The 26,590-nt window shown below is 39.4% G+C and carries 22 protein-coding genes; 9 read left to right on the forward strand and 13 right to left on the reverse strand.

Annotation, left to right across the window (positions count from 1 at the left end):
* The first annotated feature begins 14 nt into the window (after window positions 1-14).
* The 4 genes from ACY650_RS03560 to ACY650_RS03575 are packed head-to-tail and all read left to right on the forward strand — an operon-like array spanning window position 15 to window position 3,778.
* Entirely contained in the window at window positions 15-1,574 is a 1,560-nt protein-coding gene (locus ACY650_RS03560) for a 7TM domain-containing protein (protein ID WP_462251815.1), read from the forward strand.
* A 4-nt stretch (window positions 1,575-1,578) separates the two neighbouring features.
* A complete protein-coding gene (locus tag ACY650_RS03565; protein WP_462251817.1) occupies window positions 1,579-2,466 on the forward strand; it encodes a sugar-transfer associated ATP-grasp domain-containing protein in 888 nt (295 codons plus the stop codon).
* A 6-nt stretch (window positions 2,467-2,472) separates the two neighbouring features.
* Window positions 2,473-2,640, forward strand: coding sequence for a hypothetical protein (locus ACY650_RS03570; protein WP_462251819.1), 168 nt, complete (start codon window positions 2,473-2,475; stop codon window positions 2,638-2,640).
* Between the two features lie 4 nt (window positions 2,641-2,644).
* Entirely contained in the window at window positions 2,645-3,778 is a 1,134-nt protein-coding gene (locus ACY650_RS03575) for a hypothetical protein (protein ID WP_462251821.1), read from the forward strand.
* A gap of 15 nt (window positions 3,779-3,793) precedes the next feature.
* Here ACY650_RS03575 and ACY650_RS03580 read toward each other — a convergent pair whose 3' ends face one another.
* The 5 genes from ACY650_RS03580 to ACY650_RS03600 form a co-directional block, all read right to left on the reverse strand.
* A complete protein-coding gene (locus ACY650_RS03580) occupies window positions 3,794-4,603 on the reverse strand; it encodes an ABC transporter six-transmembrane domain-containing protein (protein ID WP_462251823.1) in 810 nt (269 codons plus the stop codon).
* Window positions 4,604-4,617: 14 nt separating this feature from the next.
* On the reverse strand, window positions 4,618-5,484 hold the full coding sequence (locus ACY650_RS03585; RefSeq protein WP_462251825.1) for a sterol desaturase family protein: 867 nt from the start codon (window positions 5,482-5,484) through the stop codon (window positions 4,618-4,620).
* A gap of 127 nt (window positions 5,485-5,611) precedes the next feature.
* The gene (locus tag ACY650_RS03590) at window positions 5,612-6,694 is read right to left on the reverse strand and encodes a helix-turn-helix domain-containing protein (protein ID WP_462251827.1); all 1,083 of its coding nucleotides are present in this window, start codon (window positions 6,692-6,694) and stop codon (window positions 5,612-5,614) included.
* 33 nt (window positions 6,695-6,727) lie between these two features.
* Window positions 6,728-9,001, reverse strand: coding sequence for an ATP-binding protein (locus tag ACY650_RS03595; protein WP_462251829.1), 2,274 nt, complete (start codon window positions 8,999-9,001; stop codon window positions 6,728-6,730).
* 124 nt (window positions 9,002-9,125) lie between these two features.
* Window positions 9,126-9,947 carry a hypothetical protein gene (locus tag ACY650_RS03600; protein WP_462251831.1) on the reverse strand — a complete coding sequence of 274 codons (822 nt, stop codon included), beginning with the start codon at window positions 9,945-9,947 and terminating at the stop codon, window positions 9,126-9,128.
* 192 nt (window positions 9,948-10,139) lie between these two features.
* Here ACY650_RS03600 and ACY650_RS03605 point away from each other — a divergent pair, with 192 nt between their 5' ends.
* On the forward strand, window positions 10,140-11,924 hold the full coding sequence (locus tag ACY650_RS03605; protein WP_462251833.1) for a glycoside hydrolase family 15 protein: 1,785 nt from the start codon (window positions 10,140-10,142) through the stop codon (window positions 11,922-11,924).
* Here ACY650_RS03605 and ACY650_RS03610 read toward each other — a convergent pair.
* Window positions 11,921-14,098, reverse strand: a complete 2,178-nt coding sequence (locus ACY650_RS03610) for a bifunctional alpha,alpha-trehalose-phosphate synthase (UDP-forming)/trehalose-phosphatase (protein WP_462251834.1) — start codon at window positions 14,096-14,098, stop codon at window positions 11,921-11,923. The genes ACY650_RS03605 and ACY650_RS03610 overlap by 4 nt on opposite strands.
* A 152-nt stretch (window positions 14,099-14,250) precedes the next feature.
* Here ACY650_RS03610 and ACY650_RS03615 point away from each other — a divergent pair, with 152 nt between their 5' ends.
* From ACY650_RS03615 to ACY650_RS03625, 3 genes are read left to right on the forward strand one after another with little or no spacing between them, the layout of a single operon-like run.
* A complete protein-coding gene (locus ACY650_RS03615; protein ID WP_462251836.1) occupies window positions 14,251-14,832 on the forward strand; it encodes an RNA polymerase sigma factor in 582 nt (193 codons plus the stop codon).
* A 36-nt stretch (window positions 14,833-14,868) separates the two neighbouring features.
* Complete coding sequence (locus ACY650_RS03620) at window positions 14,869-15,153, forward strand: hypothetical protein (protein ID WP_462251838.1); 285 nt, start codon at window positions 14,869-14,871, stop codon at window positions 15,151-15,153.
* The gene (locus tag ACY650_RS03625) at window positions 15,143-15,607 is read left to right on the forward strand and encodes a hypothetical protein (protein WP_462251840.1); all 465 of its coding nucleotides are present in this window, start codon (window positions 15,143-15,145) and stop codon (window positions 15,605-15,607) included. Before ACY650_RS03620 ends, ACY650_RS03625 begins: the two co-directional genes overlap by 11 nt.
* Before the next feature lie 2 nt (window positions 15,608-15,609).
* Here ACY650_RS03625 and ACY650_RS03630 read toward each other — a convergent pair whose 3' ends face one another.
* The 7 genes from ACY650_RS03630 to ACY650_RS03660 form a co-directional block, all read right to left on the reverse strand.
* On the reverse strand, window positions 15,610-18,336 hold the full coding sequence (locus ACY650_RS03630; RefSeq protein ID WP_462251842.1) for an outer membrane beta-barrel protein: 2,727 nt from the start codon (window positions 18,334-18,336) through the stop codon (window positions 15,610-15,612).
* Window positions 18,333-18,740 (reverse strand): hypothetical protein, encoded by a 408-nt coding sequence (locus ACY650_RS03635; protein ID WP_462251844.1) that lies wholly within the window; start codon window positions 18,738-18,740, stop codon window positions 18,333-18,335. The genes ACY650_RS03630 and ACY650_RS03635 overlap by 4 nt, the downstream gene beginning before the upstream one ends.
* Window positions 18,741-18,816: 76 nt before the next feature.
* Entirely contained in the window at window positions 18,817-19,557 is a 741-nt protein-coding gene (locus tag ACY650_RS03640; protein ID WP_462251846.1) for a lysophospholipid acyltransferase family protein, read from the reverse strand.
* A gap of 92 nt (window positions 19,558-19,649) precedes the next feature.
* A complete protein-coding gene (locus ACY650_RS03645) occupies window positions 19,650-21,893 on the reverse strand; it encodes a glycoside hydrolase family 2 protein (protein ID WP_462251848.1) in 2,244 nt (747 codons plus the stop codon).
* Window positions 21,880-22,623 (reverse strand): copper homeostasis protein CutC, encoded by a 744-nt coding sequence (locus tag ACY650_RS03650; RefSeq protein WP_462251850.1) that lies wholly within the window; start codon window positions 22,621-22,623, stop codon window positions 21,880-21,882. Before ACY650_RS03650 ends, ACY650_RS03645 begins: the two co-directional genes overlap by 14 nt.
* Window positions 22,624-22,628: 5 nt before the next feature.
* Window positions 22,629-24,833 carry a glycoside hydrolase family 20 protein gene (locus ACY650_RS03655; RefSeq protein ID WP_462251852.1) on the reverse strand — a complete coding sequence of 735 codons (2,205 nt, stop codon included), beginning with the start codon at window positions 24,831-24,833 and terminating at the stop codon, window positions 22,629-22,631.
* Between the two features lie 24 nt (window positions 24,834-24,857).
* Window positions 24,858-25,619, reverse strand: a complete 762-nt coding sequence (locus ACY650_RS03660; protein WP_462251854.1) for an SDR family NAD(P)-dependent oxidoreductase — start codon at window positions 25,617-25,619, stop codon at window positions 24,858-24,860.
* Between the two features lie 186 nt (window positions 25,620-25,805).
* Between ACY650_RS03660 and ACY650_RS03665 the strand changes: the two genes are divergently transcribed.
* A complete protein-coding gene (locus tag ACY650_RS03665) occupies window positions 25,806-26,579 on the forward strand; it encodes an AMP nucleosidase (protein WP_462251856.1) in 774 nt (257 codons plus the stop codon).
* The last annotated feature ends 11 nt before the right edge of the window (window positions 26,580-26,590 follow it).

Genomic DNA, 26,590 nt, shown 5'->3' on the forward strand with positions numbered 1-26,590 from the left:
AAATACCGCAAATAATGACGCGGCAAACAGATGAAATCATGAATGAAAACAAAAGTTTAAGAATAGTAGCCCTAGCCTTGATTGCCATCCCAATCATTTTGATAGCGATTAGAATTAAAGAGAATGGTGGATACTCTCAAATCGGAGCAAACTATAAATACATCATAAACTATGAGTATTATTTCCAATCGGAAAAGGATTACAGCATCCGCACATTTCTGCCTGTAAATAATCAGCGTCAGCAAATATTCTTGAATAATTCTCATAGTGAGACATTCGGATCAGTCTTCCTTGATGGCCCCAATAAATTGATTGAATGGAAGGGTGCAGCAGAGAAAAGGAAAATATCTTATCAATTTGAATTCAATGGAAAACCTATTTCTTATGACATTCAAGAGTCACTTGGTTACAAGGCGTACTTTGATGAAAACCTGAAAGAATACCTTTCAGCTAGTGATCTTATACAATCTGAAGACGCAAGAATTGCAGAATTAGCAACGGAGCTAAGTCGAGGAAAAACCACTGCATTAGCAATCATTCAGTCGTTTTATGACTTTGTTTATCAAATGCCGTCATCATCGAGCAGTGAACTGACAGACGCAGTAATGGCGCTGGATCGAAGAGAAGCGTCATGCAATGGCAAAAGCAGACTATTTGTTGCGCTTTGTAGAAATGTAAAGATGCCAGCTCGAGTAGTTGGAGGACTTATATTGGAGGAGACAGCCAAGAAAACTTCTCATTCATGGATAGAGATACTTGTGAATGACACTTGGGTTCCTTTTGATGCGCTAAACGGACATTTTGCATCACTACCTGCTCACTATCTCGAACTGTATAAGGGAGATCATTTTCTCATCAAGCGCAGCAAGGATTTAACATTCGATTACCTCTATGTGATTAAAAAAGAGCGCGCTCATGACTATCCAACATTCGCCATGCTCAATGTGTGGGAGTTGATGGATGATGCAGGAATTCCTCAGGATATGTTCAAAATGATCCTATTGTTGCCTTTCGGAGCATTTTTGGTAGCCATCTTCAAGAATGTAATAGGCATCAAAACGTATGGCGTATTTCTTCCAGTGCTCATTAGTCTCTCACTTTTAGAAACAGGATTAGTGGCTGGTCTAACGCTATTCAGCATCATGATTGGAATTGTAGCACTGGTGAATTTTCCTCTGGAGAAATGGGGGATACAATACAATGCAAAAATCACAACCATGCTGATAGCTGTTGTTTTGACGGCATTGGTAGCAATCCAATTTTTACATACGACCGGATGGTTATCCGCATCGGCCCCACTTTTCTTCCCTATCATCATCCTTACGATTGTCAGTGAACGTGTGGCAAGAAAGATCGAGGAAGAGGGTACTAAAAGTGCGCTAGAACTTTATGGAACAACGCTATTAACTACGATACTCATCTACTCGGTACTGTCTAGCACGCTGATTCAAAACTTTGTTCTGACCTTCCCTGAAATCATATTGACTGTAGCAGGCATCAACCTTTTGCTTGGCAAATGGATCGGCCTTCGTGTCATGGAATATTACAGATTTCTTAATGTAACAAATGGCTAAAACAATGAATTGGATTCAAAAAATAGCAAACATTCGATCTAAAGTGATGGGGATGAATGAACGGAATTTATCATTCATATACCCCAACAACTCACGAAAAAACTACAAGTACGCCGATGATAAATGCTTAACAAAAAGCATCCTTCATCAACACCAAATTGCTTGCCCTACTACCTATGCGGTAATTGATTCGATCGGAAAAATCGAACAAGCATGGCAATCGGTGAGCGAATGGAATGAGTTTGTAATCAAGCCAGCCAAGGGTGCTGGAGGCAAAGGAATTATGATTCTTAAGAAAAAAGAAGGCTTATGGCACAGCCAAGGCAATGTCATCTCAGACCATGAAGTATGTACACATATTGCGAATGTCATATTTGGAATTTATTCTTTTGGAGATTCAGATGTTGCGCTAATTGAGGAATACGTTCGCCCACATCGAATTTTCCATCAGATCTTTCCGGAGGGTGTTCCTGATATCCGAATTATTCTGTTGAAGGGTGTACCGCTGATGGGTATGCTCAGAATGCCTACGCGTCAATCCAATGGCAAAGCCAACTTACACCAAGGCGGCCTGGGTATAGGTATAGATATGACTACCGGTAGATTGAAAGATGCATACGATGGTGAAAAACACATTGCTTTTCACCCCGACACACAAAATCCTGTAGCAGGTATTACCCTTCCACATTGGGATGAAATCATCGCCATGTCAGTAATGGCAGCCCAAAACTTTCCGCTCGACTACCTAGGTGTTGACCTTGTCATTGATGATAGAAAAGGACCAATGATCATGGAGCTAAATGTAAGACCCGGACTAGGTATTCAACTCGCAAATCGCGAAGGCTTAAAAGAAGCGCTAGAACGAATAGAAAATCAAAAAACCATCAAATAAAAAATTATGAAAACAAGAAAATCAAAAACCTTATATATCGCTGTGCTAATCGGGTTGATGAGCATTGCCATAATTGATCACATGCAGCCAAATGATAAGACAGACAAGATTGCTGTTGGGACACACGAAGATCAATGGAAAGACAATTTTGAGTACGCCCTTTTAACCAAATAAGCACATGAAATCACTAATCATTGCAACCATGGTTTGCCTGTTATTTACTGCCGGATATAGTCAAAACACACATTCGCATAAGCTTTCAATAGGATTGGGAAATGAATGGAATGCTTTCTTAAGTCCATCAAGATTTCTTGAGGATGAAGAATTTTTATCAAGAAATGAACTTTGGGATAATGGAACCTATCAGGCTATCGCCCTAAATAACTCCTTCAAAAAAGAGGGGGATAAATATCGGATTAAACTGAAGGTAAATGGTAGTTTGGGTATCTATCAAACGCAGCAAAACTCAAACCGATATACCTATAGAGTGGGAGCTTCTTATCGCCTAAAGTATGCTTCGAAAAAGTACTTTGAGCTGGCTCCTGAATTTTTTAGAAAGCGACGAGAGGGAGTAAATACGGACAATGCAGTACTTGCTACTCCATTTTCATATAGCCTCCTCAAGTTGCCCGTAGGCTTTGATTTTTACCTGGGAAACAAAACCTGGATAAAGACGGAATTTGGATATCTCTACAAAAATTATGATAAACCATCTGGCGAGAAGCTACTATACCACGCACCATTCATTGAAGGTGAGATTAGTAAAAAATGGGAATCGGATAGTCGTATTACAAAGCTTTCTTTAAAAAGCGTAACTCAAAGTAGAAAGTACGTAACCAGGTCTAGCAGGATTGATGAAGATGAAGTGACGTTCCTGGATGGTTCGAGAGATTGGGTATATCAATTTACTGAACTGACCCTCGATTTATCCAAGGATGACGATAGCCGTACATTTGGCATTGGGTTGTATCAAATGTCCAGGATAGACTCTGACGGAAGCAGTACCTTCCATGAAGTTGGTCCCGGTATTCAATACGAAGGAAATAATAACAAATTCGGATATAGGACTTTGGTTAAGTACACGTTTAGAAATTACACAAGATTATCTCCAGGCAGTGAAAATGAAACTCCACTAAGGTATCAATATTTGAGAGCCAACTTTGAATTAGACTTTGCAATCTCTGAATATGGGAAAGTCTATGGCTCTGCAAACCTGGTGAATAGAACTTCAAATAATCCAGATCTGGAGCTATTGAGCTTTCGAGAATATTTTAATGGATACGTAGAAATGGGCATTAGGTGGGCCTGGTAGTTGATTTTTGGGCCATTAGATCTTTTCTAATCGGCCCAAAATTTCTTTAAGTCTCAGCCACTCCTGATAGTAAATAGGTAGCGTCGAGGTCTGCTCAATGAACTGAAAAATGTAGAGGATAAGCGCTAAAATAGCCCCTTGGCTGGCCATTCCATTGTTTGCAGAATAGAGAATAGAGCCAACTAAAAACGCTATCATGAACAACCAGATGACGGAGTAATTGATTGTTTCCAAATCTGAGAGTTTCACATTCCATTTCATCAAACGCTGAAAATGCCATCGCAACGCAATCGGATTTTTTCTTTCAATTAGACCTACCTGCTTCTCCGTTTCAAAATTGAAAGAAGCATTGAAGCTCAAGGTATTTTTTTCACTTAATCCGTACACAATCAGTACAATCAGCAATACGATTAGACTGCCAGCAAAAACGTATGAATCTATCGTCGCAATGATGATAACTGTTCCAATCAGGGCGATGCTGTTGTTGATGAGTTCTGGTAAAGAATTTTCAAAAAACTCTATCACTTCACCCAGAAATCCCAGATGAGCAGATTTTAATGTTGTTGAGTCTTCTGCGGGATCAGTGATCTTAGGCGCTAACTCGAGATACAACTTTGCATAGAACCTTGAGTCATAAAATCGCCTTCCAGCGCCAATCAACAATGCAAGAAATCCTAGCAATCCTAAGTAAATAGCTCCAACATACTCACCAATGATTGCATCATCTACTGCTACACCTATAAATAGTGGAAATAAGATGAGTAGACCAGCATCCAATAACAATAAGCAAAGCATCAGTGAAAAATTCCACCGATGCTTCTTCATCAACTTACTCAAATTCACTGGACTACTTTTTTCGTTTGTGGTTTCCAACCTGGTTTGTTAAAAACATATCCTATTGCCTCTTTGATATTCTTAGCTTTCCTGAGATCTCGAACAATTCCTTTGTATTCAAACAAGTGAACCTTGATAGGATTTATAGTCTCAATCTGTTTAGTTAATCCATAAGTAGGCTGATGAACTTCTTCCTGAAAAGTACCAAACATACGATCCCAAATTATGAGAACTGCACCATAGTTTTTATCTAAATAGATATCATCAGAACCATGATGAACACGGTGATGAGATGGGCTATTGAATATCAACTCAAACCATCCCATTTTTCGAATGAGTTCGGTATGAATCCAAAATTGATAGGTGAGTATGAAAACTATAGCTAGCAATACCACAAGTGGATGAAAACCCATTGCAATAGCAGGCAGATAAAACACCCAAGTCACGAAGTTGTCAATGAAAGATACCCGAAACGCTGTGGTATAATTATAGATTGGAGAGCTGTGATGGATCGAGTGATAGCTCCACAGCAAACGGATTTCATGCTCCCACCTGTGCTCCCAATAGTAAAGAAAGTCAATGACCAAAATAGCAAGAAGTAGAGACCATCCGTTTACTGGTATCTGCCAAGGTATTATGTCAGCCAGTAAAAAGAAACTTGCGATAAATATCGCATTTGATGCCTTCTCGCTTAGCTGTGCTGGGATAAATACCATGAAACTTGAAAGCATTTCTTTCAACCTCCACTTTGTCAATTTCTTTTGACGCCACTCCCATAAAAACTCGACAATGGCCAGTCCCATCGAAAACACAAATATTGCTGCTATAATCCAGCCTACATTATCTTCTGCTTTAGTTACCAATTCTTCCATGATGCTAAAATTTTAATTTGTCCTTTTTCAGCAAATCTTGGGTTTAGCAAAATCTAAAGCTTCCCTCCCTATAATGTGGGACATCTAAAATGAAATTGAATTGTCCCAATTTATCGGGACGATGGTATTAGCTCTGTTCTTTTAAATATTGCGTTGGAGTCTTACCGGTCATCTTTTTGAAAGTGTTGTAAAATGCCGTTTTGCTATTGAAGCCTGACTCAAAAGATACCGCCAATATGGTTACTTGACTTGTTCTGCCATTATTTAAAAGTCTCTTTGCCTCTTCAACACGGTACTCATTGATAAAATCAGAAAAACTTTTACTGACTTGTTCGTTAATGGTTTGGGAAACATGATGGACTGATCTCCCAACTTGTTCAGCTAAATCATTCAATCTATACTCTGAATTTAAATACGGCTTTTGATCTGTCATCACCTGAATCATTGACTCCCAGATCAACTTTGATTCATCTTCTTTTAATGAAGATTTAGCATACTTAGCCTTTACTACCTTGAAGTCTCCATGAACCGAGAAAATTGGAAATCTTATACTTGAATAAACCAGAGCCAAGGTGAAGATCGTGTTAATTACGGACTCGATTTTAAAATAAATGAGCCAGTCTTCGTCTAACATTGAAATCACGTTTAAGAAAAAAATGAGTCCATATAGCCCAATAGTAATCCCGATAAGTGATTTCATCCAACGATACTTGAGTTCCTCTGTTGAACTAAGCTTGACTGCAAAATGGACTTTTCGAATTTTGATTAGCGCAAAAGACAAAAACCAGATATTCAGAACAAGAGAAAGGATGTTATCAATAGAAAGTAGGATAACATCTATCGTATAAGAAGTGGCAGTTTCAAGTATATTTTCGTCAACAAACGAAAGCATTATTAGTCGCAGTGCAGTAAAAATCACGATCAGTGTTACCCAACTTTTTAATCGAATGTCAAAACGAAATAAGGCGTCTGCATAGAGCAGGAATAATGGACCGATAAGATGATAATGCAAATATGAAAGCCCTAGCCCTGGCCAACTCAGGTCATTATAAAAAAGATAAGATTCTAGTAAACTATGAGCATTGAATGCAACAATTAATGTAAGAAGAAGTCTAGCCTTAGCACTCTGATTCTTATTTACAGAGATGATTACTCCGAGCAGAAATGCCAGGATTGCTCCGATCAGTGGTATATAATTAAGAATGATCAAAGGGCCTTTTTCAGCTAAGGTAATGCGCGTGTTTTATGATTGCTCCTCTGCTAACCGTAATTCTACAAAAAAGCTTGCCCCTTGACCTGCTTCGCTTTCACACCAAATTTCGCCGCCCATGCGCTCCACAAACTTTTTCACAATGGATAATCCCAACCCTGTTGAGCTTTCATCGCCTGTTGGCTTAGCACTTAGCTTCTGAAATTTCTTGAATAATTTTTTCTTATCCTGCTCATTTAAACCTGGCCCCTGATCTTTCACCTCAAGGAGTGACTTACCGTTCTTTTTTGAAAGGTGTACCTCTATTTGTTTATCTCTTGGTGAGAATTTTATGGCATTTGAGAGAAGGTTCTCAATTATTTGAACTTCATACTTTTCATCAACTAGAGCTATGACCTCTGGAGCTATCTCTGTGACAATATTTATTCCCTTATCAGCTGCTCGCTTTGAGAATTGCGAGCAAACATCTCCTACAGTTTTTGAAATATTAAAAGGTTGAACATTCATCTGTTCAACTCCCTCCTCTATTGATTCAATATTGAGAATGTCTGAGATCATTTTTGACATTCGCGTAGCTGAAATATGGATAATGTCTTTTAATGTTTTATGCTCTTCTTTGAGTTCTTTCGACTCCATAAGATCCAAAGCCCCCATAATCCCTGACAATGGATTTTGAAGATCATGAGCAACAATACTTATTAGATTGTTTTTCTCGTCGTTTAGCGCACTCAATGATTCATTTCTACTTTGGATTTCCCTATTTAGAAGCGAAAGTCTTTTATTGGAAACCGCTTTTAGTCGGTAATACCTAGATAAAACTCCTATCACTAGGATCAGAACAAACACTACAGCAATACCCATAAACTGGGTAGTTTTTTGAGTCTTTATTCGTTGATCTAAAAGCAAGCGTTCTTTTTCATTGGCAAACTGAAGCGAATCCTTTTCTTGTTGAAATTCAAATTGTGCCTCCAGCAAGGTAATACGCTTAGCTACCTCCGCGCTAGATATACTATCCGACATCTTCTGAAATAAAATTTGAGCACGATAAGCATCGGAATAGTGTCCTAGACTTTCTTCTACACTTGCCAGAAGGCGTGCACCTTCTTTTACATCTTCGATGAGCTTGGCTTCAGTTGCTAGACCAATGCCTTCTTTCAAATATTTCTTGGCTTCATTAAATCTGCTCAAATCCCTATAAGATCTCCCCAAGCTGATCATTGCCTGTACACGACCCCAGTCTGAGTTCATTTCTTCAGAAATTGATAATGCTTTTTTCTTATTAGAAATAGCTTGTGCGTGCTTGCCCTGATCAGTCAGCAGCTTGCCTATATTCAAATGACCGTCAGCAACTCCGCGTCTATCACCCAACTCCTCCTTCTTCTGCAAGGCATCCTGATAATACTCATAAGCACGCTCATAATTTTTTTGCGCATGATATACCAAACCGATGTTATTGATAATCTGAGCTACCCCTCTCTTCTCTCCAATCTCCTGTCTCAATTTCAAAGACCTGCTGTAAAAATCCAGTGCTTTTTCATAATCATTTTGAAGGTCATGGATTACACCAATATTTTGATAGGTATAGGCTAAACCACTTTTATCATCTAATTTTTGTTCAATTACCAAAGCTTGATAATAGATATCCATAGCTACAGAATAGTCTCCCCTTAAACTATTGATAATTCCGATATGATTGAGTGTTGCAGCAATACCCCCGGGATTATTGATTGCCTCTTCTATTTCAAGTGATTGATTTAAATATCCAAGTGCCCTATCAAATTCTCCGAGAAGTTTATAAGTAATCCCAAGACCTCTTAAACAGTCTGAAATGTCAACTTTACTAGCTAAGGTGTTACGAATGTCTAGTGACCTTAAATGAAAATCAATGCTCTTGGCATAGTTGCCTTGATAATAATTCAGCCATGCTTTAGAATAATAGGCATTTGCTATGCCTTTCTTATAATCTATATCATTGGACGCGCTCAATAGTTGAGATAGGTACTTTTCAGCTCGATTATATTCCCCACTTAATAGGGCACTTCTTCCCTGAACATACAAGGCATCCATTCTACCCTCATCGTACCCAATACTTTCAGCTATATTCAGGGCCTTTTCAATGTATCGATTAGCTCCTGTAGAATCTGAACCAACATGTTCAAATGCAATTAATATATAAGTGTCGACGCGTTCCTGATCAGTGATATCCGATTCAGTTATCTGCAAAAGAGAATCGACTACTTGTTTATTTTGACCATAAAATGGAAGGGAAAAAGAAAGCGTTATGAACAAGCATAAATACTTTTTCATGTAAGGTGATATTCGCAACTAAAGATACTAAAGCCAGGTATTCTTCAAGGCAACTCGCGAAAATAAGTTCTTTATTGAACTTGGATTCAGTTATAGGACCAAGCTGACCTATTTTTCGATGACATTAAGATTCTACGTGCAAAAGATGCACGACTTCACGAATAAAACCTGATACCATCTGCTCCTGATCCTCAGATACAAAATCTGAATAGGTCAGTACAGCTCCAGACCATCCTTCTTTGTTCCAATGCCCTGCAGGCAGTTTGTGTTGCGCCAGCTTGTCGTATTCAATAGATGGCCAGATATTAATGTAGATGTATGGCTCATCTATTCCCTCATCTCCAGGAGAAAGTCCAACGCCAATACTTTTCAAAACCTCACCATTTGCATCCAGCTCTAGCGGGATTAAAGTAGCTAAGTCAAAATGGTGTGGCCAGCATCTGATGTCAAAAGCATTTTTCCAGTTAACTACTTCTTCATCAAGAACAGCCTGAATGTTTGAATAAAGACTATCAAATACCTCAAGCGCAGACTTGTCTACTTCTAAAGGTCCGTTCTCATATGTTGGCATCTCATATGGCAAGTTCAAATTGATCTTGTTTCCATCTAAACCTAGATTAGAGAGCTCACTTTTCAGCCAAGAAAGAGCTTCATCTACTGAATTATCACTCAATTGAGTGCTTTTCAATGTGCGCGCTCCTTGGAAAATATTTAATTGAAAATCGTTGAAAGATAAACCCACCGAGATATCAAAACCTGGAATCGACTCTGACTCTAAACTTGAAGTATTCAAATTCCAAATCAAACTAGCAGAAGCATCGGTCGGATCATGAGGTAATAAATTTCTAGGGACAGCACCCACGAGCTGAATGGCTCTATGAAGACTGATTCTCGTATCTATCAAATCTTGTAGATCGACCTTTTTAATATTATTCCAGTTAGTCATTATAAAAATGTTGGGTTATATATCTAAGATAGGCAACATCAAACTGGAAAATTCATGAATCGATAAAGAACTTTTACCATCTATATTGCTCACGACACCTCAACAAATTCTTAACATTCAGAACAAAACGGGTAACTGGTGATTGATTCCTCCACATTCCTCTCTATTTTACTTTTCTAAACAAATTGAACAGTGAATAAGAGACATTCCTATGATTATGGTGTAATTGGAAATTGTGCTTTTACAGCGCATATCCATAAAAATTCAAACATTGACTGGATGTGCTGGCCAAGGTTTGATAGCAGCTTCATTTTTGGAAATTTATTGGATGATGAAAAGGGTGGCGAATTTTCTATTCTACCATCAGATGGTATTAAGCTTTCCAATCAATATTACATTGAAAACACCAATGTTCTATGTACCGAAATCACCAGCAATTCAGGAACATATAGGATCACAGACTTTGCTCCTAGATTTTTTCAACAAGACAGGTATTTCAAGCCATTGATGCTGATTAGAAAAGTAGAATGCTTGTCCGGAACTCCACGATTGTCTGTCACCTGCCGACCCAAAGGTGATTATGGCAAGGTTGTTCCAGAGCCAAGTCTAGGAAGTAATCACATCAGATTTCTAGGCTTAGATGCTTCTGTAAGACTGACTACAAACATCTCCTTAACAAATGTGCTAAACTCCAAGAGTTTTGTTTTGAACGAAACCAAATACATGGTTTTGACTTGGGGTCCGCCCCTTGAAGCAGCACTTGAGGAGACTAGTGAGATCTTCCTATCAAAGACCACCAAATATTGGCAAAACTGGATCAAGTCTGCAAACATCTCCAATTTCTATCAGCGGGAAGCCATTCGTTCAGCACTGATCCTGAAGATCCATCAATATGAAGATACAGGCGCTATTGTAGCTGCCACTACGACAAGTCTTCCCGAAAGTCCAGGAAGTACTCGTAATTGGGATTACAGATTTTGTTGGATGCGAGACACCTATTATACGCTCAACGCTTTCAACAATATTGGTCACTTTGAAGAATCAGAGAAGTACTTCCATTACATTTTGAATACGACCATAGAAGAATCCAAAAGGTATCAGCCGCTTTATGGTATAGATGGAACTAAGGCGTTAATTGAAAAAGAATTAGATCTAAAAGGATATCAGGACAACCAGCCTGTTCGGATCGGAAATGATGCGTATACTCACATTCAAAATGATGTCTATGGTCAAGTTTTAGTGTCTTTACTCCCGCTCTTCAATGACCAACGAATCATCTTTAATGAACGTTTTGATGCACCAGAATTGATTTTCAAGACGCTAAAAATGATCGAACAAACATTCGAAGAAAAGGACGCTGGACTCTGGGAATTTAGAAACCTCGCACAACATCATTGCTATACCTATTTGTTTCATTGGGCTGGAAGTGGCGCAGCAATAAAGATTGCCAAAACATTGAAAGATGAAAAGATTGGTGAATTAGCTACAACACTTAAAGAGAAGTCTAGAAAAGTAATCGAGGAATGCTACGTCAATTCCAAAAAAGGATACGCCCAAGCTAAAGGTGTAGATAGAATGGATGCAAGCAATCTTCAATTGATTCTGATGAACTACCTGCCTGGAAATACTGATAGAGCTAAAGATCATTTAAAAGCCATGGAACAAGAATTGCATGCTGGTGAAGGGCTGTTTTATAGATATAAGCATCAGGATGATTTCGGAAAGCCCGAAACTACTTTCTTAATCTGTGCCTTTTGGTATGTGGAAGCTCTGGCATGTGTAGGGAGAATAGATGAAGCCGTTCGATACTTTGAAAAGATCATCAGCTATAGCAACCATGTAGGGTTGTTAAGTGAGGATATCAAAGCTTCTGATGGTAGCATGTGGGGAAACTTTCCTCAGGCGTATAGTCATGTAGGATTGCTCAATGCGAGTAGCAGAATTTCGCGCAAACTAGACTTACCAGATTTTTATTAACTAGTTACTTCGGTAAGTACTTGACGTATGTCTTTGTAGCTCTCTACTCTGTATTTTGCCGCTGATGAGGAAACGCCTACTTTGATCGTGTAAGCCTTATCTGGCATTGCTTTGAAAGTGTCTTCATCTGTCCAGTCATCACCCGCCGCAAAGAAGAAATCATATGATTGCTTTTTTAGCCACGAAGCAGCAGCCGTACCTTTATTCACACTCGAATTTTTTATTTCAATAACCATATCTCCTTCCTGCACTTGCAGGTCACGTTCTGCAGAAATGTATTTCAAGTGGCTCGTCAATTCTCTGGATCTCAAATCACCCAACCCGGTCTCTACTTTCCGGTAGTGCCATACCAATGAATAATCTTTCTTTTCAATAAACGACCCGGGTGTTCTGTCTACATATACCTCCAATACTTTATAGAACTCATCTTGCCAACTATTGTCTAGGTCCACAAACCTGCGCCAATCTTTTCCCTTTTTCTTATGCCAAACCCCGTGTTCTGCGATGAAGTCTATATTAAATTTTGACAGCCATTTTTCCAAGGTATCCTTACCTCTGCCACTAATTACTACTACATGGTTGGCTTCATCCTTGGTCAACTTTTCAAGGATCTGTTCCAACTCCTGATCAGGCTTTGAGTCATTGGGGTTAGCGTGAAATCCAACCAATGTCCCATCGTAATCCAATAACACGATCCGCTTTTTCGAAGACTTGTATGTAGTGATTAAATCTTGCCTCACCTCATCGGTAAATGGTTTGGTCTGCAAGTTTTCCTGCTCTTGTTTCACAGTATTTAGCTGTTGCATAAACAGGCTAACCCAAGAGTGTATGTTGTATCGCTTAATGGAATCTTGCATGATCTCCATTCGAGCTTGTTGATCTTCAACGGGCATTGTCAAAGCTTCCTTGAGCGCTTCCACCAATTGATTGCAATCATTAGGATTGATCAAGATTGCATCTGAAAGCTCCTTGGAAGATCCAGCCATTTCACTTAAAATCAGAACTCCCTTCTTATCTAATTTACTCGCTATAAACTCCTTGCATACCAGATTCATTCCATCTCGCATAGGCGTAACAAGCGCAACATTTGCCATTCGGTAAAAAGCACTCAATGCATTCAAGGGGAAACTTCGATAGAAATAATGAATCGGCGTCCAGTTCATGCGGCCAAAACGTCCATTAATTCTTCCTACCAGCAATTCAATCTCAGCTTTGAGAGATGCGTACATAGGCACTGTGTCGCGCGATGGCACCACTACCATAAGCAAAGACACGCCTCCCTGAAATGACTTATTTTCCTCTAAAAACTGCTCAAAAGCCTTAAGCCGTTCAGGTATTCCTTTAGAATAATCCAGTCGATCAATGGATAAGACCACTTTCACATCGCCTAGCGATGTGCGATAGCGTACCTCTCTATCCAATGTATCAGGTGATGAAGCTGCACTTGCATATTTATCATAGTCGATTCCCATAGGTAGCGCGTCTGCCTTCACAAGACGCTGTCCCACATTCATCTGGCCGTTGGTATTTCCTATCCCTGCTAATCGATTGACAGAGGAGAGGAAGTGTCTCATATCATCGTAGGTATGAAAACCAATAAAATCCGCACCAAGTACTCCATTGAGTAATTCCCTTCTCCACGGTAACAAACGAAATGATTCGTAGGAAGGAAATGGAATATGCAAAAAGAAACCAATGCTGCTATTGGGATGAGTTTCTCTAACAAGCGCCGGAAGCAACAAAAGCTGATAGTCATGGATCCAAATAGTATCTCCATCTTCCATCACCTCTTCGAGCTCCTTAGCAAATTTTCGATTTACCTTTTTGTATGCAGCCCAAAAATCTTCGTTGTAAACTGCATGTTGATTGAAATAATGGAAATTCGGCCATAAGGTCTCATTGCTAAATCCTTCATAGTATTCCTCGATTTCATTCTTAGTAAGAAATACTGGATGCATATTCTCTTCAGAAAGTCTTTCTGTAATTTCATCCTTAGCTTCCGTCTTGTTCACTGCCAAGCCAGGCCATCCAAGCCAGACATTGTCTCCCTGTTTATAGATTGATCCCAAACCAGTGGCAAGCCCACCTTCACTCGTCTTGTATTCAAAACCGCCAGAAGCTGCCTTCTCAATTTTAACAGGGAGTCTATTTGAAACAATGATGATTTTTGCCATTACTTGGAGATTAAATTGTCGGTGGTATAACTAGAAATATCTAGCAATTGAAAAGTTAACATGAAAGCATGAATCATATGAATATCAATTGAAGATTTTTAACCCTGATTTAAGTGCTTCTTCGCTATCTTTCGTTTTGAATATTTTAATAAGTGATTGACGAAAACCAATGTATTCGATCCATCGCTCTTGGCGATCAAGATGCGTTGAAGGAACTATATCAACACTTTGGTGATCGTATATTCAACACTATTCTTAGCTACTTAAAGAATGAAGATGATGCTAGCGAAGTGTTGCAAGATGTTTTTATAACCGTTTTCAACACAGCTGAAAAATTTAAATTCAACTCTTCAGTTAGCACTTGGATATATCGGATAGCGGTAAATAAATCGCTGGACTTCATAAGAAGTAAGAATGCAAAAAAGAGACAAGGGGTCTTTACTTCGATCTATAAAAGAGATTCAGGTGAAATCTTACATGACGCACCAGATTTTGAACATCCTGGAGTGACATTAGAAAACAAAGAAAACGCTAAGCTTTTATTCCAAGCCATTGAAGCTTTGTCCGACAATCAACAAACAGCATTCATTCTGACACAAGTAGAAGGATTGCCACAAAATGAAGTAGCGGAAATCATGGGCCTAACCAGAAAATCTGTAGAATCCCTTCTGCAAAGAGCAAAAGCTAACTTAAGAGTGGAATTAAAGAAGTATTACCCCGAACGAGGGAAATGATTATGAATTACGTCTATAACTATAACCAACAGAACGATGAGTGAAGAAAAGTGGATAGATGATGTTCTCAATAGCTTGGAAGGAGCTAATCGCGCAAAAGCTCCTAAAGATGCTTTTGAAAACATCAAACAAAAAATCATTGATGATAAGCCTAGAAAGCAGAACTACCAGTGGATTGGTGTCGCTGCTGTCATCTTGATTGTATTATGCTCGAATGCTTTGCTGCTAAATGACTATTTCCTAACAGAGGAAGTGGCTGAAATTGAGCAAGAATACCCTGAATTAATCTCCAACTATACCCTATACGAAGATGAGTGGTAAAATTTATAAAATCGGATTTTTCGTTTTGCTAGCAATCAATATTGCTGTTGTATCCGTAATCGCGGTGAAACGCCCTGGAAGACATCATGAAAGAGGTGACATTCGTGAGAGGCTAAGTAATCAACTTGGATTTGATGACTCGCAGAAAGCAACATTTATGGAGAGAGCGCAAATGCATCGAGATAAAATTCGGATGTTGGAAAAAGAAGAACGTGAACTTGTAAAAGCTTACTTCAACCACATTCAAAATCCTGATTCTACAAGATCAAAAGAATCAATATTGTCACAAATCCAGGATATCAAAGCAGATAAATTGCAATCTACTTTTGACCATTTCGAATCAATAAAAGAAATCTGTACCGAAGAGCAGCAGGTCAATTTTGAAGCCTTTATGAACAAGGTAATTCCAATGATATCTGGTGGTCAACGGCACAGAATGAAAAAACCACGATAACCCTATTTAAAATTTCTTATCTGATAGGTGAATGTCAGCATGAAATAACGCTGCAACACTTGGGTCTGACTCTCTTGTACGTACTGTGGAGTAATCGTTTGATTAAAGCTTTGATTATTTCCAAGTAAGTCAAAAACAGAAAGTTCTAATTCACCGCTATTGTTTTTCAAAAACTTCTTAGCAACTCCCATATTCCAAAGTGTGTAGCTAGTATCAAATGAATCGCTCACACCATTATACTTTTGGAAATAGGTGTCATTTCTAAAAACAAAGCCCTTCCCGAAGATCAAATTCAATTTAGTACCGACTGTTTGAGTATAGAATCGATTATTGCTCTCAGACTGAATAGAGTTTGAAATGCTACTGCCATTGATTTGATAGTAGATATTATAATCGACTTTCTCACTGATGTTACTTACCAGGCCGAATTTCACATCCATGGAATAGGTGTTTGAAATATTCTCCACATCGTTTGTCAAACCTGGCAATCGCTGGTATGTCAGCCCTAATGAGATATTGAGGTTGTTTTTAATTGCAGGTATTAGTTTACCAAAAGAAGAATTGTTTCTTACAGACCAGAATCCATTCAAATTTACAGGTGTATTGACTTGCGCTCCTTCCACTAATGTCACACCGCCTGAAGTCAATGAATCAGCTTGAATGACGGAAGTGCCGGTAGTGATGTAATCATTGCTGGCCAGTACACGTGTGAAGTTTGAGAAGGTAATATTCTTGTCCAGGTTATTCTTTTGAAGACGCATAATCAGCGAGTGCGTATATGTTTGATTCAAGTCTGGATTTCCAATGGACAAGAAAAGGGGATCACTATTGTCCAACACATTCTGCAGCTGACTTACAGATGGTTCTGTGGTAGAGGTAGAATATCTGAAAAACACATTTCCGCTCCCGATTTCAAATCGTCCTGATATGGAAGGAAGTACATTTCCAAAACTGCGATCGAATGTTCCAACTTCTGGTAAAAACTGACTATTGTTCAAACTTGCATTTTGATAGGCAAGCGATACATCAAAGTGATTGCCAAATTGATTTTTCGAATAGCGTATAGATGGGGTATGTCTGGTGTACCCGCTCTCAAAAGTATTAGAAAGCGTTTCGTTCAAAATACTCGTTCCAGCACCTTCATTTAATACAAAAGTCTCTTTTTCGGAATCTCTTACCGTGTGACTGACTTGGTATCGAAGTGCTACTTGACCGGAAACTCCTACCGGCTCGGTATAAGTAGCCGCTGAAGCAATCGTAAACTGTCCTTCATCTGTGTTGTACTCGATGAGTGAATCCAAGGAAAGATCTTCATAAAAACTTTCCCTCATAGTAGGATTGATTCGCGTATTTAAATCGAACGAGATGGTTCTACCGACTTTCTCAAATCGATGCTGAAAGATGAAATTGTTATTGAAATTGAACGCTTGATTTTTACTTTGAAAAGTGTTGAAGGTACCATTCAATACTTCTCCAGATCTCGTGGTTTCACCAATGGTTATTTCCTCATATTGGTTGTCCTGAAAGCTGAATGTAGATCGAACAAGTAAGTTATTCTTGTCATTGATCTTATAATTCAATCTCAAATTCAGTCGGTGATTATAATTCTCTGTATCCGCCTGTTGATCTTCCGTGTAAAGTTGTGTTTGATCGGCAAGGAAAGATTCTCTTGAAAGTAGCTGGTCGTTTACATTATTCGACTGATTAAAGAAATAACTTCCCTCAAATGTTATGTTCTTACCCCAATCATCGGTAAAGTTGACACCAACAGAGTTCGTGGTTGTTATACCATTTTGAGTGCCCGTTATAAAATTTTGATTGCCACCACGTCTAAATCCTCCTCTGCCTCCACCACCTAAGCCGACTAAGTCCTCACTCCCAAAATTTTGTTGATTGATATTATTACTCATTCCAAGAATGGTAAGACGCTTTTCTTTGCTAAACGAATTCAGTGTCAATCCAGCTTTATATAAATCGTTCTCTCCGGCTCCTGCATAAACTTTCCCAAACTGCCCATTGCGCTTATCTTCTTTAGTAGCCACATTCATGGTTTTGGTGGTATTGCCATCATCGAATCCGGTAAATTGAGATTGATCGCTTTCTTCATCATAGACCTGAACTTTATCTACAACCTCAGCAGGAATGGTATTTAGCGACAGCAAAGGATCTTGTCCAAAAAACCTTTTACCATCCAAAAGCACTTGTTCAATGCTTTCTCCATTGGCCGTGACTCCATCACTATCTACCACAATACCTGGCATTTTACTAACAAGGTCACTTGCGGATGCATCAGGGTTTGTTTTGAAGGCTGCTGCATTATACTGGGTGGTATCTCCTATCTGCTGAACAGCCACAACTTCAGTTTCTACGGTAACCTGCTCCAATACGGTCAAATCAGGTTTTATTGATACAGTATTTAGGTCTGTTTCTGGGAGTGTGATTCGGAGTAATTTGGAATATGAAACATATCCAACACTGGATACTTTAAGCTTATAGAATGCTCGCTCCAATCCCTCGATGACAAATTTTCCATCACCATCAGCAATAGCAAACTTCGATCGCGTAGAATCCTTAATATTTACCATCACCACCGTTGCTCCAACTAATGCTGATTTATCAGATTCATCTATGAGAGATCCTTTTACTCTTAGGCTGGTTTCTTGTCCATAGGTGACAAGACCTGCCAGAACCAAAATTAGTCCTGGCAGGAAGTTATGATTGCTTTTCATCCGCCATCACCATTGTTAGGATTAGCACCTTGTCTCCTCCTACGAGGTGTGCTGATTTCCTGATAGATCGCAAACTGATCCTCATTAAGAACATCCTTAACCAATTCATCTTTCTCCTTTCTCAAAGCCATCAACTTCTCTCTCATCCCCTCTCTACTACCGCTATTACGGATTTCTTCAAAGGTCTCTTTTAGTGTTACTCCAAACTCATCATAAATTCCGTCTAGCAAGAGTTTTTGATCTTCACTTAAATCTGTGATTTTGGTATACAGCGCTTGTTTTTCCCTTTTGATCATTTCATCAGGACCTCCCCCTCTTCTTCCACCACCAGGAGGTTGACAAACAGCTATCATTGCAAGCAGAATGAAGGCTAAACTCAATGAGGGTTTTAATAATCTTTCCATGCCTTTTGTATTTTGATTTACCCATTAGACTCGAACTAAATTCGAATCCCTCGGGCCAATCAAAAAATGCATGAAATTATTTACTATCAGGATTCCGGGCATCCAGTTCTGATTGGATGATATTCCTCACATCATCTTGGAACTTTTGAACTCCTTCCGACTTATACTTGGATGGATCTATGGGTTCGTGGATGACCACATGACTTTTATGCTTCCAGTTTAAATCGAACTTCCCATCATCAGGAAGAATTCTCCAGTTATCTGCTATAGTCACTGGTACTAAGTGAATCCCAGTTTTAAGGGCCATCTGAAAGGGTCCTTCTTTGAATTCGCTCATCTCTTTAGTATTCACCACGTTGATTCCTCCTTCTGGAAATACGGTTAGAGAATATCCATTTTTTAAGGCTTTAAGGCTTTCCTTAAAAGTCAGAAAACTACTTCTTGCATTGTCTCGATCAACTGTGATGTGATAATTTTTAAAATAGAAACCGAACAACGGGACTTTGCAAAGTGACTCCTTCCCTATGTATTGAAAAGGGATCGGCATCATGGTCATAGTAGTAATGTCTAGAAAGGAAAAATGATTAGGACAAAAGATATACGTCGATTTTTTATCAATGAAATGTTTATTCTCAACTACAATTCGCATTCCCATTAAGAGATAGAAAATCCCTGACCAATATCTTGTAATGAATAAACCAAACCTTTTTTGTTTGAAAAGCAGTGCTAATACTAGTATCGGAAAAAGAAGAAAAAATGCGATAAGAAACGAGATCGCCATATAGATTGTGACAATCTTCTTTTTAATATTTTTCACTCGAAGGGTTAAGGTTAGTTGCTAGCTTTAAATTTCAAATCTAATGAAGATGCATTATAGATATAATCTATATTTCAAGGACTTTTAAATCTTCATCTTAAGTTAACAGGTCGAGTAAACACTTCCTCGTCTTCAACTACCAACTTCAAGTTTGCTTGCTTGAATTTAGCTTGAATTTGCTCGCTATAAACTGAGGTAATTCCATTTTTAGGACCAACAACCAATTTCTCCAACTCTTGAAGATTGCCTTCCTCATCATAAAATTCGATCACCATTGCTCCTTCAAAATCTTCAAGTGAATCATTTACTAATGAAATACTAAGTACCCCATCTTTAATTGTCGGAATTAAAGCTACCAGGGCATACAACCAACTTAACTCGTCATACAAAACTTTCTTTCTTCCAAAGACATCTACGGCACTCCAACTAGGTCCTGGCCAGCAATCATTTAACTGCCAAAAAAGTGTACCCCAGCAATGCCCTTTTCTAAGACGATGTGCGTCGATAGCCATCTGCATCGCTTTGGCTTGTGTCATCTGGCTCTTCAGCACAAAATCTTCAAAGCCATCAGGTTCATCAAAATATTTGCTACTGAATTTTGCGATCATCCCATTTCCCACGTAGCTTTTTTGATGATGCTTCATCACCTCCGACTCTAGATTCCATTGAGAAGAATCAGCGAAATAGGATATCGTTTCCATGCCAGGAAAAGATTGGAAGCCATACTCACTCATGAATCTCCCCACATTTTTTTCGAAATCTTCGAAGACATCACCTCCATGCCAGACCCCCCAATAGTGCATACTTGCATAATTGAAATTCTCAGGTTTTCCCCAGTTGCTCAGTGGTGAGGTGGTAGAATACGGTCGACTGTCAAGCTTTGCTAACAAAGCAGGAATCTTGTCATGAAAAACCAAAAGGTAGTCGTTCCAAATCTTCGCAGAATCTTCAGCAGAATAGCCATACTTATCCTGCCACCCCCAATTGTTCCAAGCTACATCCACTTCATTGTTGCCATTCCAATGAATAATCGATGGATGATTTCTTAACCGCTTTACATTATCAATTACTTCAGCCTCCACATTCTTAACAAAAGCCGAATCACCTGGATACATGGTGCAAGCAAACATGAAGTCCTGCCACACTAGTATTCCATTCTTATCACATAAATCATAGAAGATATCATTCTCATAGATCCCACCTCCCCACACTCTAATCATATTGATTCCAGAAGCTCTTGCGTCCTCAATCAATTTCACATAATCCTCTGTAGTGACTGATGGTAAAAAATGGCTTTGAGGAATGTAGTTAGCCCCTCTCGCAAAGACAGGTTCTCCATTTATTTTGAAGTAAAAACTTTCACCAATAGCGTCTGCCTCGTTGACTAATTCGACTTCTCTCAAGCCAATATTTACTACTTCCTCATCTATCACGTCTTCAGAAAATGATATAGATACTGGAATATCATATAGGTTTTGCTCGCCCCATCCAGCTGGCCACCATCGTTTAGGATTTTTAATATTAAAAGGCATACTTACCACTTGCATCCCGGCCCTTAAATCTCTGGTTACCTCCTGCCCCATTACGTTGATCTCAAAGGTTCCGTCCATTTCAACATCCAACTCAACCAATGCCTCCAACTTTGCAACATCTTCCGAGAGCTCTTTTTGAACAACCTGAACGTCGACTATTCTAACTCTATCATATGCCTCTAAATACACGGGCCTCCAGATTCCTGAAGTCACCAATCTAGGACCCCAATCCCAGCCAAATTGAAAGGGCGATTTACGAGTAAAAGGACTGACTTTCATTTCTGCCGTCTCATTGCTTGCCGGAAGCTCATACCCCAAGGCTTCTAACTTTGGAGCATTCATTTTTAGAGGGGAAATGAATTTAATTTCAAGTGTATTTTCACCCTCGACAAGTAAATCAGAAACGTCTTTACGCCATGTTCTAAACATATTATCGGCAGTAAGAATCGATCTTCCATTCAACCTAACATCTGCGTATGTATCCAATCCCTCAAAGACCAAATCGACTGCATTTCTCTCTAAAATCGAATTACTGATAGTGAAAGAGGTTCTATACAGCCAATTTTCATTTTCAATCCACTGTACATCATTTTCATTTGTTCCTTTCCAAGGATGTGGAATCATATCGTGCGAAATGAGATCTGTATGCACTACGCCTGGAACCGATGCATTTCTCCAGTCGTTTGAATGTTCTTGTTTGAATTCCCATCCATCATTAAGCATCTTTCGCGACAATGAAGGTGCTTGCTCACACGCAAAGGCAACGATTATTAAAACGAGGATTATTCCTTTATTCAATCGCATCGAGTAGTTTTTTAATCTCCTGAATTTTATTCGTGTCTGAAACTTGTATCGTCTCCTCAGGTATATCTATTGACCCATTCATTGGAACCTTATTTGAGTAATTCTTTTGCCCTTTAACATGAGATTTTGCTGAGAAATGAAATTCTCTAAAACCTCTTTTGTAGAGCTTCTGTACATTGTCTGCATTAACTCCTCCACCTGGCATGATCGAAATTTCATCTCCGGCACAAGAAGACATCATCATGAGCTTATCTAATCCATCAATTGCACTGGTTTTTTGACCAGACGTTAATAACCGAGCAACACCACACTCTTTTAAATCTGCTATTCCTTTCTCTATATCACTCACATGATCAATGGCTCGATGAAAAGTGAAAGGGAGCGGATGGCTGAGTTTGACTAGTTCTTTCGTGCGACCTATATCTACTTCCCCACTTGGCAACAGTACTCCACAAACGATTCCATCGACCCCAGCTTCTTTGCACAGAAGAATGTCCTTTTTAATTATTTCAAATTCAAGGTCGCTATAAACAAAATCACCTCCTCTTGGACGAATCAAGACATAGACATCTATACTTACTTGTTGTTTGGCAAGCATGATAGTTGCCATGCTAGGTGTAGTTCCACCTTCCCATAAATTGTCGCATAGCTCAACACGATTAGCACCTCCCTTTTCAGCATTTATTGCTGATTGAACTGAATTAGCGCATATTTCAATTTGATAGCTCACTTAATTTACCTCACACTAAATTCATCAATAAATAACCATGCCTTGCTTCCCGCTGCATCATGCCATTCCGGGCAAACTCCTAAGTTCTTTGCCTTCATTCTAACAAAACGCGTCTTCAACGATTCAGAAATCTTAAGGGTGTATTCCTGAGTCATCTGCTCTTTATTTCTTGGATTATCATTATTTTGAACTGTGCCTACCTGTGAATAGGTAACACCATCATTCGACACTTCATAGGTCACCTCAACTGGGAAAAATATCCAGGCGTTATTGTACTGGAGAAAACCGGAAGATAGCTCGCTAATTAGTTTTTCTTCTCCTAAATCCAATGTTGCTATGACATCATCTCCCCAGTATCCTTGCCAATTTCCATCCCTAAATTTAATACTCCCCTTAGCACCGTTGGTAAGCCCTCCAACACCGCCTGCAGTATAGTTCGGATTGTAGTCTGCATCAACCTGAGGAATCAAACCATTGGCTAAGTGTGGGTCGAATTTCTGAAAGATGGTATCCTTAAATGTGGTTGAACCTTTACTAAAAAGTATCGCCCATTGTGTTGGTTTTGAAATTACTTTAGGTCCCTCGTAAACTTGCTGTTTATCGCCATCAAGGTACGAAATAGCAATGGTTGAATCATAGGATTTTAGTGAGACTGTGAGCGCTCCCTCTTCAGTCTTTGTGGAAACCTCAACAGGTACAGTTTCGAAACCATAATTGACTCTAAGAGATTCAAGCATGGGATAATGCTTCGAGAGCCTATCTCGAAATTCTTCAAAGTCCTTTTCAGAAGCCCCTGACCATAATACCTCTGACATGGCAGTGATTCGAGGGAAAACCTTCGAATCTACTTTAGGCTGAGGTGCTCGTTCGCTCCACATGTTACATTCTCCACCAAGAATAAGATCTCGTTCTTGGCCTGTTAGATCTTCTGGGATAGGATTGAAACTATACACACGCTCAAGATCAATGTCATTCAGTCCATAGTCGAAATAGGCATGAGACGTGGGAGATACAATGGCTTTATGACCCATTTTAACTGCCGCAGCGGCACCATCAAAGCCTCTCCAGCTTTGAACAGTCGCACCTTCTGGAAGGCCACCCTCCAGAATTTCATCCCAGCCAATCATCTTACGTCCATTGGCTTCTAGAAATTTCCCAATACGTCCAATAAAATAACTCTGCAATTCATGTTCATCATGCAGGTCTTCTGAATGAATCCTATTTTGGCACTTGGCACATTGTTCCCAGCGATATTTCGGAACTTCATCTCCGCCAATATGAATATACTCCGATGGAAATAATTCCATTACCTCAGTCAATACATCTTCCAGAAAAATGAAGGTAGAGTCATTCCCTGCACAATAGATTTCTTTAAATACTCCCCATTCTGTTTCAACTTCAAAAGGCCCACCCGTGCATGATAGCTCGGGATATGCGGCTAGAGCTGCCTGAGAATGTCCCGGCAATTCAATTTCCGGAACCACCGTAATTCCCCGTTTCATTGCATAGCTGACAACTTCTCGTATATCCTCCTTTGTATAAAAACCACCGTAAACACCACCATTTCCATCATCTCGCCAAGCTCCTACCTCTGTCAACTTAGGGTATTTATCTATTTCAATCCTCCAGCCCTGATCTTCTGTCAAATGCCAATGCAACACATTCATTTTATATAGTGCTAGAAGATCGATGTAGCGCTTCACAAAATCTTTCTCCATAAAATGCCTTGAACAATCGAGTAGCAACCCCCTCCATTCAAAATTGGGCTGATCAACTATTTCGAGTGCTGGGATAGTATTAGTACCATTAGTCAGTAGAATCTGACGCAAAGACTGAAAGCCATTAAGCAATGCGATTTTGCTACCGCCAGTAATCTTTATCGATTCGTCTGATACGACAATACGATATTCATCTTCGGGCAAATCAATCACAGAAAAGCTGATTGAATTAGCTGATTCCTCTTCTAGAAGACTTAATGAATAGGTCGTTATTGATGTAAAATAGTCACTTACAACTTCTGATAGGGCAATAGCAGACTCATCAAAGTAGAGCGTAGTCTCTTTGTTGATGGTAAATGATCCTTGCTTAACAGTCAGCTCTGTTGGCTTAGGTATGATTGCAATTGAAAGTTCTTGAGGTTCTGGCTTGCAAGCCGAACCAACAATCCAAATACTAGCCAAAAGCCAAACTCTTCTAAATAGGGTATCCATACAGATCCCTAAATTAACCTAGAGTCAGAGAGAAATTCCTCCGTCTATGTTAAGAGTCTCACCTGTTATGAAATTTGCCTGATCTGAGCAAAGCCAATATATGGCATCTGCTACTTCATCTACTTTAGCATATCTTTGCATAGGTGTTGCCTTAAGCAAGCGCTCTTTCAACTCAGGTTTAGTAGCGTGTAATTGATCAAAATGGTTTGTGTCTGTGTAGCCTGGGCATACTGCATTGACCCTAATGTTCTTGCGACCATACTCAAGAGCAACAGTCTTTGTCATACTGATGACTGCCGCTTTGCTTGCTGCATAAGCCACATGATTGGGAGCCGCAATTTGACCTGCTATAGAAGCTACGTTTACGATCATGCCATGTCCTTGTTCCAGCATATAAGGAATGGCAAATTTCATCCCGTAATAGACACCACTTTGATTTACAGCCACCACTCTACTCCAGTCATCTAATGACGAATCAGCAGTTCTCGCAATTTTAGATTGGCTAATTCCAGCATTATTAATTAAAATATCCAATCTACCAAAGCGATCATAAGCTGCTTTCATGAGCTGAGAAACATGTTTTGGATCAGCTACGTCGGTTGTAAAGGCAATCGACGATTTAGGACGTATGGTATTAAGCTGATGCATAAGTGTATCAGCACCTTCTTTGTCCATGTCTGACAAAACAACGTTCATTGAGCCATGAAGACTCATCAATCTGGCGGTGGCAGCACCAATTCCCTGAGCAGCGCCGGTGATTACGCATACTCGATCTGATGTTTCCATGTAATTAAGATACGCTATAATTTTATCATTTGATAATGTTTAAGAGGTTTATACGATCTAATTGCTACACTTACTTATTAATGTCTAAATCATTCCGATTAAAATTCAATTTTCACAATCAAGCGTTAATCTTTATTTAATTGCGATCTCATCATACGATTTGTAATTCGTTTACCTTTGCATCTTATGAATACAAAAGATGAAATAGTTGAAAACTGGCTACCTAGATACACAGGTACGGAGTTGGATGAGTTTGGCCAGTACATCCTCCTCACAAATTTTAAAAATTATGTAGAGTTATTTGCCAAGCGCTTTAATGTCCCAATAAAAGGAGAAAATGGCGCCATGCAAACGGCAACGAGTGGAGAAATCACCATTATCAATTTCGGGATGGGCAGCGCAATGGCTGCTACAGTTATGGATCTCCTTTCTGCCATCTCACCTAAAGCCGTTCTTTTCCTGGGGAAATGTGGCGGACTCAAGTCGCAAAATAAGTTGGGTGATTTAATACTACCTATTGCAGCAATACGAGGCGAAGGAGCATCTGATGATTATCTCCCAGCTGAGGTGCCAGCACTTCCTTCCTTCCGCCTGCAACGAGCGATTTCACACGTTATTAAAGCAAAAGGATTTGACTATTGGACAGGTACTGTCTTCACTACCAATCGCAGGGTTTGGGAACATGATGAAGACTTCAAAGACTACCTGAGAGCCATTCGTGCTTCTGCCATTGATATGGAGACAGCAACCTTGTTTACTGTAGGTTTTTCCAACAAAATACCGAGAGGGGCGCTCCTTCTCGTGTCTGACAACCCGATGGTTCCAGAAGGGGTAAAAACTTCTAAAAGTGATAAGAAAGTAACATCACAGTTTGTAGAAAATCACTTGGATATCGGCATTGATTCACTTTCAGAGTTGATAAACTCAGGGGAATCTGTCAAACATATGCGTTTCGAATAAAAAGTTAATTG

The organism is Ekhidna sp. (assembly GCF_963691765.1).
Lineage (GTDB): Bacteria > Bacteroidota > Bacteroidia > Cytophagales > Cyclobacteriaceae > Ekhidna.

What these genes read in the sequence shown, in the direction of transcription:
- ACY650_RS03560 (WP_462251815.1), top strand. Translation starts at nt 15, where the DNA reads ATGACGCGGCAAACAGATGAAATCATGAATGAAAACAAAAGTTTAAGA.
- ACY650_RS03565 (WP_462251817.1), top strand. Translation starts at nt 1,579, where the DNA reads ATGAATTGGATTCAAAAAATAGCAAACATTCGATCTAAAGTGATGGGG.
- ACY650_RS03570 (WP_462251819.1), top strand. Translation starts at nt 2,473, where the DNA reads ATGAAAACAAGAAAATCAAAAACCTTATATATCGCTGTGCTAATCGGG.
- ACY650_RS03575 (WP_462251821.1), top strand. Translation starts at nt 2,645, where the DNA reads ATGAAATCACTAATCATTGCAACCATGGTTTGCCTGTTATTTACTGCC.
- ACY650_RS03580 (WP_462251823.1), bottom strand. Translation starts at nt 4,603, where the DNA reads ATGAAGAAGCATCGGTGGAATTTTTCACTGATGCTTTGCTTATTGTTA.
- ACY650_RS03585 (WP_462251825.1), bottom strand. Translation starts at nt 5,484, where the DNA reads ATGGAAGAATTGGTAACTAAAGCAGAAGATAATGTAGGCTGGATTATA.
- ACY650_RS03595 (WP_462251829.1), bottom strand. Translation starts at nt 9,001, where the DNA reads ATGAAAAAGTATTTATGCTTGTTCATAACGCTTTCTTTTTCCCTTCCA.
- ACY650_RS03600 (WP_462251831.1), bottom strand. Translation starts at nt 9,947, where the DNA reads ATGACTAACTGGAATAATATTAAAAAGGTCGATCTACAAGATTTGATA.
- ACY650_RS03610 (WP_462251834.1), bottom strand. Translation starts at nt 14,098, where the DNA reads ATGGCAAAAATCATCATTGTTTCAAATAGACTCCCTGTTAAAATTGAG.
- ACY650_RS03620 (WP_462251838.1), top strand. Translation starts at nt 14,869, where the DNA reads ATGAGTGAAGAAAAGTGGATAGATGATGTTCTCAATAGCTTGGAAGGA.
- ACY650_RS03625 (WP_462251840.1), top strand. Translation starts at nt 15,143, where the DNA reads ATGAGTGGTAAAATTTATAAAATCGGATTTTTCGTTTTGCTAGCAATC.
- ACY650_RS03630 (WP_462251842.1), bottom strand. Translation starts at nt 18,336, where the DNA reads ATGAAAAGCAATCATAACTTCCTGCCAGGACTAATTTTGGTTCTGGCA.
- ACY650_RS03635 (WP_462251844.1), bottom strand. Translation starts at nt 18,740, where the DNA reads ATGGAAAGATTATTAAAACCCTCATTGAGTTTAGCCTTCATTCTGCTT.
- ACY650_RS03645 (WP_462251848.1), bottom strand. Translation starts at nt 21,893, where the DNA reads ATGCGATTGAATAAAGGAATAATCCTCGTTTTAATAATCGTTGCCTTT.
- ACY650_RS03655 (WP_462251852.1), bottom strand. Translation starts at nt 24,833, where the DNA reads ATGGATACCCTATTTAGAAGAGTTTGGCTTTTGGCTAGTATTTGGATT.
- ACY650_RS03660 (WP_462251854.1), bottom strand. Translation starts at nt 25,619, where the DNA reads ATGGAAACATCAGATCGAGTATGCGTAATCACCGGCGCTGCTCAGGGA.
- ACY650_RS03665 (WP_462251856.1), top strand. Translation starts at nt 25,806, where the DNA reads ATGAATACAAAAGATGAAATAGTTGAAAACTGGCTACCTAGATACACA.